At 56.3% G+C, this 15,059-nt stretch carries 15 protein-coding genes; 6 read left to right on the forward strand and 9 right to left on the reverse strand.

The window, feature by feature from the left end; genetic code table 11:
- Nucleotides 1–356: 356 nt before the first annotated feature.
- Complete coding sequence (gene galR, locus ELK40_RS18615) at nt 357–1,373, forward strand: HTH-type transcriptional regulator GalR (protein WP_127732218.1); 1,017 nt, start codon at nt 357–359, stop codon at nt 1,371–1,373.
- Here galR and ELK40_RS18620 read toward each other — a convergent pair.
- Complete coding sequence (locus ELK40_RS18620) at nt 1,334–1,819, reverse strand: GNAT family N-acetyltransferase (RefSeq protein WP_115876206.1); 486 nt, start codon at nt 1,817–1,819, stop codon at nt 1,334–1,336. The genes galR and ELK40_RS18620 overlap by 40 nt on opposite strands.
- 220 nt (nt 1,820–2,039) lie before the next feature.
- Here ELK40_RS18620 and ELK40_RS18625 point away from each other — a divergent pair, with 220 nt between their 5' ends.
- Nucleotides 2,040–3,077, forward strand: coding sequence for a LacI family DNA-binding transcriptional regulator (locus tag ELK40_RS18625; protein WP_127732220.1), 1,038 nt, complete (start codon nt 2,040–2,042; stop codon nt 3,075–3,077).
- Here the strand turns inward: ELK40_RS18625 and lysA are convergent.
- Nucleotides 3,047–4,309 (reverse strand): diaminopimelate decarboxylase, encoded by a 1,263-nt coding sequence (gene lysA / locus ELK40_RS18630; protein ID WP_127732222.1) that lies wholly within the window; start codon nt 4,307–4,309, stop codon nt 3,047–3,049. The two genes, ELK40_RS18625 and lysA, sit on opposite strands and share 31 nt — an antisense overlap.
- A 121-nt stretch (nt 4,310–4,430) precedes the next feature.
- Here lysA and ELK40_RS18635 point away from each other — a divergent pair, with 121 nt between their 5' ends.
- A complete protein-coding gene (locus tag ELK40_RS18635; RefSeq protein WP_111966091.1) occupies nt 4,431–5,363 on the forward strand; it encodes a LysR family transcriptional regulator in 933 nt (310 codons plus the stop codon).
- 19 nt (nt 5,364–5,382) lie between these two features.
- Here the strand turns inward: ELK40_RS18635 and ELK40_RS18640 are convergent, their stop codons facing one another.
- The gene (locus tag ELK40_RS18640) at nt 5,383–5,934 is read right to left on the reverse strand and encodes a flavodoxin family protein (protein WP_173647440.1); all 552 of its coding nucleotides are present in this window, start codon (nt 5,932–5,934) and stop codon (nt 5,383–5,385) included.
- Nucleotides 5,935–6,121: 187 nt separating this feature from the next.
- On the opposite strand from ELK40_RS18640, the gene ELK40_RS18645 reads away from it, so the two are divergent.
- Nucleotides 6,122–6,514: a helix-turn-helix domain-containing protein gene (locus tag ELK40_RS18645; protein ID WP_115876208.1), complete on the forward strand. Its 393-nt coding sequence runs from the start codon at nt 6,122–6,124 to the stop codon at nt 6,512–6,514.
- 14 nt (nt 6,515–6,528) lie between these two features.
- On the opposite strand, the gene ELK40_RS18650 is transcribed toward ELK40_RS18645, so the two are convergent.
- The 6 genes from ELK40_RS18650 to ELK40_RS18675 form a co-directional block, all read right to left on the reverse strand.
- Nucleotides 6,529–7,221 carry an aspartate/glutamate racemase gene (locus ELK40_RS18650; RefSeq protein ID WP_115876209.1) on the reverse strand — a complete coding sequence of 231 codons (693 nt, stop codon included), beginning with the start codon at nt 7,219–7,221 and terminating at the stop codon, nt 6,529–6,531.
- Between the two features lie 132 nt (nt 7,222–7,353).
- Nucleotides 7,354–8,769: a sugar porter family MFS transporter gene (locus ELK40_RS18655; protein WP_127732224.1), complete on the reverse strand. Its 1,416-nt coding sequence runs from the start codon at nt 8,767–8,769 to the stop codon at nt 7,354–7,356.
- Nucleotides 8,770–9,080: 311 nt separating this feature from the next.
- Nucleotides 9,081–9,842: a 2-dehydro-3-deoxy-D-gluconate 5-dehydrogenase KduD gene (gene kduD / locus ELK40_RS18660; protein WP_127732226.1), complete on the reverse strand. Its 762-nt coding sequence runs from the start codon at nt 9,840–9,842 to the stop codon at nt 9,081–9,083.
- Between the two features lie 63 nt (nt 9,843–9,905).
- Nucleotides 9,906–10,742: a 5-dehydro-4-deoxy-D-glucuronate isomerase gene (gene kduI / locus ELK40_RS18665; RefSeq protein WP_111966095.1), complete on the reverse strand. Its 837-nt coding sequence runs from the start codon at nt 10,740–10,742 to the stop codon at nt 9,906–9,908.
- A gap of 233 nt (nt 10,743–10,975) precedes the next feature.
- Nucleotides 10,976–12,154, reverse strand: a complete 1,179-nt coding sequence (locus ELK40_RS18670; protein WP_111966096.1) for an acetyl-CoA C-acetyltransferase — start codon at nt 12,152–12,154, stop codon at nt 10,976–10,978.
- 93 nt (nt 12,155–12,247) lie between these two features.
- Nucleotides 12,248–13,114, reverse strand: coding sequence for a LysR family transcriptional regulator (locus ELK40_RS18675; protein ID WP_127732228.1), 867 nt, complete (start codon nt 13,112–13,114; stop codon nt 12,248–12,250).
- A 105-nt stretch (nt 13,115–13,219) separates the two neighbouring features.
- Between ELK40_RS18675 and ELK40_RS18680 the strand changes: the two genes are divergently transcribed.
- Nucleotides 13,220–13,681, forward strand: coding sequence for a multidrug/biocide efflux PACE transporter (locus ELK40_RS18680; protein ID WP_127732230.1), 462 nt, complete (start codon nt 13,220–13,222; stop codon nt 13,679–13,681).
- A gap of 119 nt (nt 13,682–13,800) precedes the next feature.
- Entirely contained in the window at nt 13,801–15,030 is a 1,230-nt protein-coding gene (locus ELK40_RS18685; protein WP_127732232.1) for an amino acid permease, read from the forward strand.
- Nucleotides 15,031–15,059 lie beyond the last annotated feature (29 nt).

Here is a 15,059-nt window from a genome sequence, read left to right on the forward strand (position 1 = left end):
CGGGAGCGACAGCAAAAGTGGAGGCGAAAAAAAACCTGCGCATCCGCGCAGGTTGGTGCAAGAGATGAGTACGAAACCGTACTAAGAATTCTCACCAATCAATACCTCTGGGATCTCAACTGTATCAATCTCATTAACATCCTCGCCATCGGACAATCGCAACAGCCTGAGGCAAAGTGTAACCAAAGGTTCAGATTGACATTCTTCAGACATGACTGCGCGTGTAACGATTACACCACCAGGGTTGTCCTGCGTCACGTTTGTGGAGAGCGGAAATCCGCTCCCCTTGAATGCGCGCCGCTTTTCCGCAACACTATTTGGTGTGTAAACGCTTACCCCCAATAAGAAGGTAATGAATGGCGACAATAAAGGATGTGGCCCGTCTGGCAGGCGTGTCGGTGGCAACCGTCTCCCGCGTGATTAACGACTCCCCAAAAGCCAGTGACGCATCGCGCCAGGCGGTACAAAATGCCATGGAATCCCTGAACTATCATCCCAATGCCAATGCCCGCGCGCTCGCCCAGCAGTCCACCGAAACCATTGGGCTGGTGGTGGGTGATGTTTCCGATCCCTTTTTCGGCGCCATGGTTAAAGCGGTTGAACAGGTTTCTTATCAGACAGGTAATTTTTTGCTGATCGGCAATGGCTACCATAATGAACAAAAAGAACGCCAGGCCATTGAACAGCTGATCCGCCACCGCTGCGCGGCGCTAGTGGTTCACGCCAAAATGATCCCGGACGCCGAGCTGATTCACCTGATGAAGCAGATGCCCGGAATGGTGATCATCAACCGCATTATTCCCGGATTTGAAAAACGCTGCGTGGCCCTCGATGACCGCTACGGTGCCTGGCTTGCAACGCGGCACCTTATTCAGCAGGGCCATACCCGAATTGGCTATCTCTGTTCAAATCATCCGATTTCTGATGCAGAGGACCGCCTGCAGGGCTACTACGATGCCCTTCGTGAAAACGGGCTGCCGTGTAATGACCGCCTGGTGGCCTACGGTGAACCGGATGAGAGCGGCGGTGAACAGGCCATGACCGAGCTGCTGGGTCGCGGACGGAATTTCACGGCGGTTGCCAGCTATAACGACTCAATGGCCGCAGGGGCGATGGGGGTGTTGAATGACAACGGAATTGAGGTACCGGCAGAAATTTCGCTGATTGGCTTCGACGACGTGCTGGTCTCCCGCTACGTTCGCCCGCGTCTGACCACCGTGCGCTACCCAATCATTACCATGGCAACGCAGGCCGCCGAGCTGGCGCTAGCGCTAGCTGAACAGCGCCAGCCGCCGGAAATTACGCATCTGTTTAGCCCGACGCTGGTTCGCCGTCACTCCGTTGCGTCACCTGCGGAAGCGCAGAGCGAATAACGGTAGAGGTGAACCCGCGTGTTGGGGTATTCCAGACCATCACCGATGTACTGCCAGCCGTAACGTTCGTAGAAGTCGCGGCAGGCAGACCAGAGATGGAGCTCCTCATACCCGGACTGCGCTGCGTAAGCGATAACATGCTGCTGAAGTTGTCCCGCCAGCCCCTTACCTCGCGCCGCCTCATCAACGTACAGCGCCGCCAGCCACGGAAAGAGATCCTGTCGGGTGATCAAATCGCAGCGCCAGAGCCCTACCGTGCCAAGAAGCTGTTCGCCTTCAAGGGCAATAAACGTTAACGGTAGTGCCCCCGGGGTCTGGCTGTGCTCAACGATGCTGTGGAAAAATTCCCGAGAAAGCCCTTCGCCAAAGGCCTGCCAGAGCCAGTCGGTGACCTGCTCTGCGAAGTGTGGAGCCTTGTAAAGCGGGAGGATGACAGCCTTATTCATGTTTCACCTGCATTTTCTCATGTATTTACTGGCCTGATGCTCCAGCCCGGTTCGGTGATTATCTTACCAGAGTCAGGCTATTGAGTTTGACTTCAGGCTGGCCGGACGAATCGTTACCAAAAAGCGTGATCGTGGCAGAGTTTTTGCGCTTCCCGCATCGCTTATACGCCGCGAGGTCTGTGTTAAACTGCAAACCATTACGTGGAAGCAGGAATGTAGAATGGCAACAATGCTGGATGTCTCACTGCGCGCGGGCGTGTCGAAGGCTACCGTCTCGCGCGTGCTGAACGGCACAGGTCAGGTCAAAGAGAGTACGCGTCAGCAGGTCTTTGCTGCGATGGAAGAGCTGGGCTATCGTCCGAACTTTCTCGCGCGCTCGCTGGCTAACCAGACCAGCAACAGCATTGGTCTGGTCGTCTCGACCTTTGACGGCTTTTACTTTGGCCGCCTTCTCCAGCAGGCGTCGCGGCAAACTGAAACTCACGGAAAACAGCTGATCGTCACCGACGGTCACGACGCGCCGGAACAGGAAGAACAGGCGGTGCAGATGCTGGCCGATCGCCAGTGCGATGCCATCGTGCTTTACACGCGCTACATGAGCGAAAAAGCGATCGTCAAACTAATGAACACCGTGAAAACGCCGCTGGTGGTCATTAACCGTGAAGTGAGCCAGGCGCCGGATCGCTGCGTGTTCTTCGAACAGCAGGATGCCGCATTCAAGGCCGTGGATTATCTGATCGGCCAGGGCCATCGGGAGATCGCCTGTATCACCGTCCCGATCCACACTCCCACGGGTAAAGCGCGGCTGATGGGCTATCGCAAGGCGCTGGAAAAGCATGGTATCCGTCTGGACGAGCGTCGGATAAAGTACGGCGATGCGGGAATGACGCGGGGATACGAGCTTTGCAAGGAATTGATTGCCGACGGAGTACCGTTTAGCGCCCTGTTTGCCTGTAACGACGATATGGCGCTGGGTGCGTCCAAAGCGTTGCACCAGGCGGGGCTTAAAATCCCGCAGGATATTTCACTGTTCGGCTTTGACGATGCCCCAAGCGCGAAATGGCTGGAGCCTGCGCTCTCATCGGTTTATCTGCCCATCGACAATATGATTGTCACGGCCATCGATCAGGCGATCCGGCTGGCAAAAAACCAGCCGGTCGATGCCATCCCGCCGTTTACCGGCACGCTGGTCTTACGCGATTCGGTCACAACGGGGCCGTACTTTCATCAGATGAGTTCTAAAGCCAGCAGTTCCTGAATGGTCTGGCGACGGCGGATCAGCCGCGCTTTACCGTTATCAAACAGCACTTCCGGCAGCAGCGGACGGCTGTTGTAGTTAGATGACATAGATGCCCCGTAGGCACCGGTGTCATGCAGCACAAGATAATCGCCCGGTTTGACCTCTGGCAGCGCGCGGGTTTCCACTTTACCGCCTTCCTGCTGGGTGAACACGTCGCCCGATTCGCACAGCGGCCCCGCAACGACCGTCTCAACGCGCGGCCCCCGCGTTAAATCACGGCCGTCAGCAGCCAGGGCGGTAATGTGGTGATAGCTGCCGTACATGGACGGACGCATCAAATCGTTAAAGCCTGCGTCAATCAAGACGAAGTGGCGAGAGCCCATCTCTTTCACGCTGCGTACCTGCGAAACCAGCACGCCGGCTTCCGCCACCAGGAAACGACCCGGCTCAATTTCCAGCTTCACCGCATGGCCCAGATGCGCGGCGATTTGGTCACGCGCGGCGCTCCACAGACCGTAATAGTGATCGGTATCGATCGCCTCTTCCCCTTCGCGATAAGGAATAGAGAGACCGCCGCCCGCAGAGATCGCCTCCAGATCCTGACCGAAGTCAACAACCTGGCGCACCATCGCGCCGCACACCTGCTCCAGGTGGCCGTAATCCACGCCAGAGCCAATATGCATATGAATACCCACCAGCTTCAGGCCGTAGCGCTGTAATACCTCCAGCGCGGCAGGCATATCGGCATACCAGATCCCGTGCTTGCTATTTTCGCCGCCGGTATTGGTTTTTTGGCTGTGGCCGTGACCAAAGCCCGGATTCACCCGCAGCCAGACGCGATGGCCGGGAGATACCTGACCCAGCTGCTCCAGCATATCCACAGAACCGGCATTCACCGGGATCTGCAGCTCGTGAACGCGCGCCAGCGTCGCGTCGTCGATCACATCGGCGGTAAAGACGATCGCGTCGCCGTCAGCTTTCGGATCGTATCCGGCCGCCAGCGCGCGTTCGATTTCGCCAAGCGAGACGGAGTCGACCTTCACGCCCTGCTCACGCATCAGGCGCAGAATATGGATATTGGAGCAGGCCTTCTGGGCAAAACGCACCACGTCAAACTGATGCAGGGCGGCGATCTTCTCGCGGACAATCTGCGCGTCGTAGACCCACACCGGACAGCCAAATTCGGCAGGCAGGCGCAGCAGGTTGTCGGCGTTCAAATCGGTATCAGTCTGGTTCAGCGGGCGTGGCATGGTCTTCTCCGGATAAATGCGTTTTGATGATTACGCCACAGCGCAAAGAGAATAAAAAATATCGTTTTATCGCGAGTCTATGCAAAAATGATATGGACAGTTCTCTGCTTTCAGGTGCCCTATGCCCGCCGTCAATTTACGCCACATCGAGATTTTTCACGCCGTGATGACCACCGGCAATCTCACCGAAGCCGCACAGATGCTGCATACCTCGCAGCCGACGGTGAGCCGCGAGCTGGCCCGCTTCGAGAAAGTGCTGGGGCTGAAGTTGTTCGAACGCACCCGGGGCAGGCTTCACCCTACGGTGCAGGGACTACGCCTGTTCGAGGAAGTTCAGCGCTCCTGGTACGGGCTGGACAGAATAGTGAGTGCAGCCGAAAGCCTGCGCGAGTTTCGCCAGGGCGAGCTATCGATCGTCTGCCTGCCCGTCTTCTCGCAATCTTTTTTACCGATGCTGCTGCAGCCCTTTCTGGCGCGATACCCGGAGGTCAGCCTCACCATCGTGCCTCAGGAATCTCCCCTGCTTGAAGAGTGGCTTTCGGCTCAGCGCCATGATTTAGGTCTAACCGAAAACCTCTCAACGCCAGCAGGCACGGCGCGCACGGAGTTACTTTCGTTAGATGAAGTGTGCGTTCTGCCCGCCGGGCATCGGCTTGCCGGTAAGGCGGTGCTCACGCCAGAGGACTTCCACGGAGAAAACTACATTAGCCTGTCGCAGACCGACAGCTACAGACAGCTGCTGGATACCCTGTTTGCCGAGCATCAGGTCAAACGGCGAATGGTGGTGGAAACGCACAGCGCGGCTTCAATTTGCGCGATGGTGCGAGCGGGCATCGGCGTCGCGGTGGTGAATCCGCTTACGGCGCTGGATTATGCGGAAAGTGGAATTGTTGTGCGTCGGTTTAGCGTCTCAGTTCCTTTTACCGTTAGCCTAATCCGCCCATTGCATCGCCCGGCGTCGGCGCTGGTGGAGGCGTTTAGCGAACATCTGCAGGGAGGGCTAAGTATGTTGGCGGGCCAGCTAAATAAGATGTTGAATCAGACGCCCCGCTGAACAGCGGGCGTCTGAAAACTCAGTTAAAACGTTTCGCAATGGCCGCAACACGCTCGCCGAATTTAACCGCGGTTTGCAGATCGCCGCTGGCAATGGCGCCAGCATCAGCATCCGATGGAGACTGCACCAGCAAACCTACTGAACCGCCCAGATTATTAATGTCCTGACGGGTTGCCGCGAGAGTATTTGACGGCGGCAGCCCCAGGCTCACCCAGATCCCACCGTGCTGAGAGGCTAGCGTTTGCAGATATTGCAACGATACCTGCTTATCACCGTTCAGGCTGGCGCTGTTGCTGAATCCCGCGAACACTTTGTCCTGCCAGCTACGTACGAACCAGGCTTTAGAGGTCGCGTCAGCGAATTTCTTAAACTGCCACGGTACGCTTCCCATGTAGGTTGGCGCGCCAAAAATAATCGCTTTGGCATCGTTGAGTTTTTGCCAGTCGCTTTCCTGAATATCGCCATTACTGTCAATGGCGATAAGCTCAGCCTGCGCGCCCTCGGCGACAGTTTCAGCAACGCGTTTGGTATGGCCGTAGCCAGAATAATAGATAACTACAACGCTCATGATAGATCTCCTGATGCAATATTGCCTTGTGAGTCAAACGATTAAGACGACTTTAAAATTGCTCTGCGAGCCCGTTGCCATTTTCGGTTCCCTGGTATCAAATAGAAACCTTACGTCGTTTTATACACGCAAACATTCACGGGCGTAAGAAGGCACCTTTACCTCACCTGGTTACCTCGAGGGAACCACCATGACCCATACAGCAGTTCTGAAAAAGGAGATGCCTCCTTACAACGTGTTCGATGAGCGCTGCCCGACCCGAGGCGTGCTGACGCGTATCGCCGATAAGTGGGCACTGTTAATCCTTGCGCGTCTGGAGAAGGGACCGATGCGCTTTAGTCATCTTCAACGCGATATTCAGCGAATCACCAAAAAGGTGCTGACCCAGTCTTTACGCAAGCTGGAACGTGATGGGCTGGTGTCGCGAAAGATATTCGCCACGGTACCTGTAACAGTCGAGTACAGCCTGACACCGCTTGGCCAGACATTAACCGAAACGGTGACGGTGCTGGCGCACTGGGTGGAAAATAATATTGATGCCATTGTGGCGGCGCAATCCGCCTATGACGCCGCCAACATGTAAACCAGAACGGGTGCTCAGGACAGCATAAACGCCACGGCATCCGCAGCGTGGATGGCGGTGGTATCGAATACCGGAATCGGGCTTTGCGCTACGGGGACCAGCAAACCAATTTCCGTGCAGCCGAAAATCACCCCTTCGGCCCCCTGCTGCGCGAGTTTATCGATAACGCTGACATAATACGCGCGGGAAGATTCGCTGAAGGTACCGAGGCAGAGCTCGTCAAAGATAATCTGATTGATGCGCGCCCGATCGTCTTCATCCGGGATCAGGCTCTCGATCCCAAATTCACTGTGCAAACGTCCGCGATAAAAATCCTGCTCCATGGTGTAGCGTGTACCCAAAAGCGCTACGCGGCGCATCCCGGATGCCGCAATCACACGCCCGGTCGCGTCCGCGATATGCAAAAACGGCAGCGAGCAGCGGTCCTCAATATGCGACGCCACTTTGTGCATGGTATTGGTACAAAGCACTATACCCTCGGCGCCAGCACGCTCCAGCCCAAGCGCCGCCTGGGCCAGAATCTCCCCGGCTTTATCCCACTCGCCGCTCGACTGGCAGGCTTCGATTTCATGAAAGTCAACGCTGTGCAGGAGCAGGCTTGCGGAATGCAGACCACCCAAACGCTGCTTCACCCCTTCGTTAATCAGGCGATAATAAGGGATTGTCGATTCCCAGCTCATTCCACCTAACAGGCCGATCGTTTTCATCATCCCTCCTTTTCGTTGGTTTCTTCTTTTAACACATCCGGTGCCAATAAAAAAAGGCGCTGCATTCAGCGCCTTTTAAACAAACATTGGTTATCCCCTGCATACGTTGGGCCAGGTAAACGGGCAATACGATCACACGCCGATGTTTCGCAGTTTCTCTCCGGCCATCAGCTTGCGCTCGATGTGTTCCAGCGTCACACCTTTGGTTTCCGGGATCAGCCAGAACGTGACGCCAATAAACGCCACGTTCAGCACGGTATAGAGCCAGAACGTTCCCGCTGCGCCAATCGCGTCCAGCAGCGTCAGGAACGTCGCGCCGATGATCATGTTCGATACCCAGTTGGTGGTCGTGGAACAGGTGATGCCAAAGTCACGGCATTTGAGCGGCTGAATTTCGGAGCACAGGATCCAGACCACCGGCGCGGCGCTCATCGCGTACCCTGCGATACACATCATGGTCATCCCGACAGAAAGCCAGGAAAGCCCGCTTGAGGCCGTACCGTTATCAAACTGCATCAGGCAGTAGCCCAGGATCAGCGTGCCGAGCGCCATCACGCTGAAGCCAATTTTCAGCGCAGGTTTACGGCCCGCCTTGTCCACGGTGAACACGGCAATAAAGGTAGCGAACATGAAGGTCAGCCCGACCACCAGGGTCGCGATCATCTGCTGTTCCGTGGTGGTAAACCCGGCCATTTTGAAGATCCGTGGCGCGTAGTACATGATGATGTTCATGCCGGTGAACTGCTGCATCGCCTGCAGCAGCATGCCGAGGAAGACCGCCCGGCGCACGTTGCGGTTGATTTTAAACAGCGCCCAGCCTCCCTGCTTCAGCTTCAGGCTTTCGCGGATCTCGTTCAGCTCTTCGCGAGCTTTTTCTGAGGTATCGCGCAGCATGCGCAGCACCTCTTCCGCCTCCACGTGGCGCCCTTTTTGCGCCAGCCAGCGCGGGCTGTTTGGCAGGAAAATCACCAGGACGATCAGCACCAGCGCCGGTAAGGCCAGCACGCCCAGCATCGCGCGCCAGTTGCCGCTGTAGCTGAAGTAGGTGTCAGACAGAAACGCCAGCACAATACCCAGCGTGACCATCAGTTGATACATGCTGATCATCTTGCCGCGCACGTTTTCGCTCGCCATTTCGGAGAGATAAAGCGGCGCCGTGTAGGAGGCAATCCCCACCGCCACGCCCAGCAGCACGCGGGAAAGCAGCAGAACCTCAACGTTTACGGCAAACGCCGAGCCAATGGAGCCGGCAACGAACAGGATCGCCCCAGCCATCAGGCTGTATTTGCGCCCCAGACGAAACGAGAGCCAACCGTTGAACAGCGCGCCGATGGCCGCGCCGAGCATCATGCTGCTCACCACCCACTCCTGCAGGCGACTGCTCAGGGTAAAGTGATCGGTAATAAACGGTAATGCGCCGGCAATAACGCCGATATCCAGTCCAAATAACAGGCCCGCCACGGCGGCGGCAATGGAGACAAACTGGTTCATGCGGCGAGTATCACGCAGCGCAGCGGGCATTAGGGTAGAGTCATTTATCGATGTCATATTTTTCCTGCCTCAACAGCAAAATTCGTTAAATGAAATTACGAGAAAGCGAGGAAAAGTGTCAGGTGGGAAAAGGTGAAGATATGGATTATTTCGCTGCGACACACCGTTCTGTGATGGACATTACAATTTCAACTAACGCTTAATAATCACGTTATTTTACTAATGCATTAATTTTTCAGAATTAAAAGTGTGATGAATGTCGTTCATGATTTTTTAGTATGGATTTTTCGTGTTTACACATATGGACTTTGACCATTTTTGAGCAAAAAAACCTCCGCCCGAAAGCAGAGGTCCAGACCCGATGCGGGTTATCGCGCCAGCCAGCCGCCATCAACCGCCACGGTGTAGCCGTTGATATAGTCCGATGCCGACGAGGCCAGAAACACTACCGGCCCCATCAGATCGCCCGGCAGCCCCCAGCGCCCCGCCGGAATACGTTCAAGTATTTCCGCGCTGCGCTGCTCGTCTGCGCGCAGCTGCTGCGTGTTGTTGGTCGCCATGTAACCCGGCGCAATGGCATTCACATTGATATTGTGTTTCGCCCACTCGTTTGCCAGCAGGCGGGTCACGCCCATCACGGCGCTTTTGGACGCGGTGTAAGACGGCACGCGGATTCCCCCCTGGAACGAGAGCATAGAGGCAATATTCACGATCTTGCCGCCGTTCCCCTGCGCAATAAAATGCTTCGCCGCCGCCTGGGACATGAAAAATACGCTCTTGATGTTCAGGTCCATCACGTCGTCCCAGTCGCGTTCGCTGAAGCTGATCGCATCTTCACGGCGAATCAGCCCGGCGTTGTTGACCAGAATGTCGATATGGCCGAATTCCGCTACCGCGCGATCCAGCAGCTCAGGAATGGTATCGATTTTACGCAGGTCGGCGGTCAGGCTCAGGAAACGGCGACCCAGCGCCGTTACGCGTTCGATGGTTTCCGTCGGTTCAACGATATTAATCCCGACGATATCGCAGCCCGCTTCCGCCAGGCCTAACGCCATCCCCTGACCCAGCCCGGTATCACATCCGGAAACCACCGCCACTTTCCCCTGCAGGGAGAATGCATCCAGAATCATGTTTATTCCTTACTCTTTCAGAGCCTGTCACTCACAGGCAGGTTTATGCTTCACTGCCTGCGACTACCGCAGATCGCTGACCGCAACATGGTCCATATCATCAAAGACCTGGTTTTCGCCCACCATTCCCCAGATAAAGGTGTAGGCTTTTGTCCCAACGCCGGAGTGAATAGACCAGCTCGGTGAAATCACCGCCTGCTCGTTGTGCATCACGATATGGCGCGTTTCCTGCGGCTGTCCCATCATGTGGAACACGCAGGCGTCCTCATCCATATTGAAGTAGAAGTAGACTTCCATGCGGCGCTCGTGGGTATGGCATGGCATGGTGTTCCACAGGTTGCCTGGCGCAAGCTCGGTCAATCCCATACTCAGCTGGCACGTCTCCAGCACGTCCGGCACGAAGTACTTATTGATGGTGCGGCGGTTGCTGGTGAGGTTGTCGCCCAGCGTCACGGGTGCGACGTCTGCCGGGGTCACCTTTTTGGTTGGACAGGTGGCGTGAGCCGGCGCGCAGTTGTAGTAAAACTTCGCAGGCCTGCTGCCGTCGATGCTGGCAAAGACCACGTCTTTCGCCCCTTTACCCACGTACAGCGCCTCGCGATGGCCAATCTCATAGCACTGTCCGTCTACGGTGATGGTGCCCGGCCCGCCGATGTTAATCACACCCAGCTCGCGACGTTCGAGGAAGTAATTTACGCCCAGCTGTTTACCGACCTCGCCGCCAACGGAGACTGTTTTCGTGACGGGCATAATTCCGCCCACAATAATACGGTCGATATGGCTGTAAACCATGGTGTACCTGTCGGCCTCGAATACCTGCTCGACTAAAAACGCATTGCGCAGCCCCTGAGTATCCAGCGTTTTGGCGTGCGCGCTGTGGATGCTTTCTCTGACGTCCACGGTAACCTCCAGATGTGGTCATGCCCGAAGGCGGAAATAAACGAAACAGCGTTCCGTTTTTCATAATGAGCACATACTATCGGCATAAAGCGGCCTTTTCAATTATATTTAAAACAACGTTTCATTTTTATTTTTGTTTATAACGGAAATGGTGTCCGGCTCACAATTAAGCCGCCAGGAGAAAAAGGGCGCGAAAAAAAACCTCCCGGAGGAGGTTTTTTAATAAGAAGAGTTTAGCGTTCGATGGCCAGCGCCACCCCTTGCCCGCCGCCGATACAGAGCGTGGCAATCCCTTTGCGGGCATTGCGCTTTTTCATTTCGTGGACCAGCGAAACCAGGATCCGGCAGCCGGACGCCCCGATAGGATGACCCAGCGCGATCGCCCCACCGTTAACGTTGACCCGCAGCGGATCCCACTCCAGCATTTTTCCGACAGAGATCGCCTGAGCGGCATAAGCTTCGTTCACTTCGATTAGATCCACATCCGAAAGCTGCCACCCCGCGCGCTCCAGACAGCGGCGGGTCGCGTAGACCGGTGCGATCCCCATTAACGCAGGATCAACCCCCACGCTGGCGAACGCCTTAATGCGGGCCAGGACGGGGAGATCGAGCTCAAGAGCTTTGCTTTCGCTCATCATCATAACGGCGGCAGCGCCGTCGTTAATGGAAGAGGCATTTCCTGCCGTCACCGAGCCCTGCATTTCAAACGCGGGGTTCAGCCTGGCCAGGCCTTCAGCGCTGGCGTCGGTGCGCGGCTGTTCATCGGTATCTACGACGACATGCTCGCCGCTCTGACGCTGCGTGCTGACCGGGACAATTTCGTCGCGAAAACGACCGGAATCGATCGCCGCACGCGCTTTTTGCTGCGAGCTCAGCGCATAGGCATCCTGCACCTCACGGCTGATACCGTACTCGCGCGCCAGATTTTCCGCCGTCACGCCCATATGATAATCGTTGAATGCGTCCCACAGGCCGTCATGCACCAGACTGTCGAGCAGCTGACTGTTGCCCAGCTGTGCGCCGGTCCGGCTGTCGGTCAACACGTGCGGCGCGCGGCTCATATTCTCCTGTCCGCCAGCAATGATCACGTCCGCCTCACCACACTGAATGGCCTGCGTCGCGAGATGCAGCGCTTTTAATCCTGAACCACAGACGTCGTTGATGGTGATGGCAGAGACGGTATTGGGCAGCCCGCCCTTCAGCGCCGCCTGACGCGCAGGGTTTTGCCCGGCACCGGCCGTGAGAACCTGTCCCAGGATCACCTCATCAACTTCATGTGCTGCGATCCCGCTACGTTCCACCAGCGCTTTCACCACCACGCTGCCCAGGTCAACCGCCGAGTGACGCGCGAGCGATCCCTGAAAACAGCCGATAGCTGTACGCAACGCACCCACTATTACGACATCTTTCATCACGACCTCTGTGTTAAATGACATGACGATAGTAGAGGATTGTTACTGGCAATTATCTTAATTGTTTAAAAATAGTGAGATTAATCACAAGGATCAGCGCGCATCCTGCAGATACTGCCGCAGCCAGCTTCCGGCAATGCCGGGAGGGGATCGTTTATTCCACAGCAGATCGATGCCGATCGCCCGCGGCCAGCCGGGGACATTGAGCTGTACCAGGGATTTCGCGGCGGCAAATTCATCCACCAGCGCGCACGGCAACACGCACCAGCCAAATCCCTGTACTGCCATACTCAAGAGTAACAGGTAATTCGGGGCTGACCAGACGGGCCCGCGCGCGATCTCCGCCTCGCGCTCAAGATAGGTGCTCAGCCGCAGCTCTCGCCAGCCGTGCAGCTCGTCGCGCTGAACGTCATGCTGTCCGGCCAGCGGATGCGTGGTGGCGACATAGATCGCCATGCGGGTCTGCATCGGCAGCCGGATGGCGCCGATATCCGTAGGGTAACCGTCTCGCGCTTCGGTGAGGCCAACCTGCGCGCGCTCCTTTTGCAGCAGATCGATCACGTCCTCCTCCTCGCCAATCAGACATTCGAATTCCGTATGGGGAAAGCGCGCGTCAAACTGTTTCATCATCTCTTCCAGCACGTCCGGGTTGAGGGTATCGGAAAGGACAAACGTCAGACGCGCCTCCGTTTGCGCCGATAGCGACACCGCCAGCTCATCCAGCCGCGTGCTGGCGGCGAGAATCGCCTGCACGTAGCCCAGCACCTGTTCCCCCTGGGCCGTCAACACCGGCTGGCGCGCAGAGCGGTCAAACAGCTCGAAGCCCAGATCGGCTTCAAGATTGGCAATGGACGTGCTGATCGTCGACTGGCTTTTACGCAGCCGGCGTGCGGCCGCAGAGAAAGAGCCAGCCGCAACGGTCTCAACAAACGCGGTAAGGGCTTCGGGTGAATAGCGCATAACCTATCTGCTTTAGCGATGGATACTATCTTTAATATATCAGCTTTAGCGATGAAAATAGGCCACATCACCGCCCATACCGGCGAATTAACGAGGTCTATCGCTATGCAACATCAGAATGCACTCCAACGTAAACTGCCGGAGCGGATCTTTCATGCTGTCTGTTTTGAAGGGATTGCGACGGCGATCCTCGCCCCTACGGCGGCGTGGCTCATGCAGCGTTCCGTGGTGGAAATGGGTGGGTTGACCATTATTCTGGCGACCACCGCCATGCTGTGGAACATTATTTATAACTTCGGCTTCGACCGTTTCTGGCCCGTTCAGCGCGTCAAACGTACGGCAAAAGTGCGTGCGCTGCATGCGCTGGGGTTCGAATGCGGGTTTATTGTGATTGGCGTGTCGATTGTCGCCGCCGTGCTGGGCGTCACTCTGCTGCAGGCATTCACACTGGAAATAGGTTTCTTCCTGTTCTTTCTGCCGTACACCATGTTCTATAACTGGGCGTACGATTGCCTTCGCGATAAATTTCTTAAGCGCCGCCAGCAACGGCGCGCCCTGGCAGGCTAAACGCCTTCTGGCCGGACGCCCGTTCCGGCCAAACGCCTTCGAAGCAACTGCGCTCTCCGTGCATAACTATGGTAAATTGCACTCCATTCCGATGGTTTGATAGTTGATACGTTGCTCTAATGTCGAAAATTTGGTCAAAAGATGAGACTCTCTGGAGTTTCGCTCTCTACGGCACGGCCGTGGGCGCAGGAACGCTGTTCCTGCCCATTCAGCTGGGCTCCGCAGGCGCAATTGTCCTGTTTATTACCGCCCTCGTGGCCTACCCCTTAACCTACTGGCCGCACAGAGCGCTGGCGCAATTTATTCTGTCGTCGAAAACGAAAGGCAACGAAGGGATCACCGGCGCCGTTTCGCACTATTACGGCCGGAAGATCGGCAACCTGATCACCACGCTCTATTTCATCGCCTTCTTTGTGGTGGTGCAGATTTATGCGGTGGCCATCACCAACTCGTTAACCGAGCAGCTGGGAAAACACCTGACGGTTGATACCGCCGTTCGCGTGCTGGTCAGCCTGGGCGTGGTGCTGGTCCTGAATCTGATCTTCCTGATGGGACGGCATATCACGATAAAAGTGATGGGCTTCCTGGTGTTTCCGCTGATTGCCTATTTCCTGTTTGTCTCGCTCTATCTGATCGGCAGCTGGCAGCCCTCGCTGCTGACCAGCCAGATGGCTGTCGATCGCCACACGCTGCACCAGGTCTGGATTTCGATTCCGGTGATGGTATTTGCGTTCAGCCATACCCCGATTATCTCCACGTTTGCCGTTGACCGTCGCGAGAAGTTTGCCGATGGCGCCATGGATAAATGTAAGAAGATCATGAAGGTGGCGTACCTGATTATCTGCCTGAGCGTGCTGTTCTTTGTCTTCAGCTGCCTGCTCTCTATTCCGCCGTCGTACATTGTGGCCGCCAAAGAGCAAGGGGTGACGATCCTGTCCGCGCTGTCGATGATGCCCTCTTCACCGGCGTGGCTGGGCATCTCCGGGATTGTCGTGGCGATAATTGCGATGTCGAAATCGTTCCTCGGCACCTATTTTGGGGTGATTGAAGGGGCGACAGAGATCGTGAAGTCGTCGCTCAGTCAGGTGGGGGTGAAAAAGAGCCGCGCCTTTAACCGCGCGATTTCCATTATGGGGGTGTCGTTAATCACCTTTGCCGTCTGCTGCATTAACCCGAACGCCATTTCGATGATTTACGCCATCAGCGGCCCGCTTATCGCCATGATCCTGTTTATCATGCCGACGCTGTCGACGTATCTAATCCCCTCCCTGAAACCGTACCGTTCCATTGGCAACCTGCTGACGCTAATCGTCGGAGTGCTGTGCGTGTCGGTGATGTTTGTCGGCTAACCCCCCTTTGATGCCCGGCGTACTGCCGG

The organism is Enterobacter sp. N18-03635, from assembly GCF_004006055.1.
Lineage (GTDB): Bacteria > Pseudomonadota > Gammaproteobacteria > Enterobacterales > Enterobacteriaceae > Enterobacter > Enterobacter vonholyi.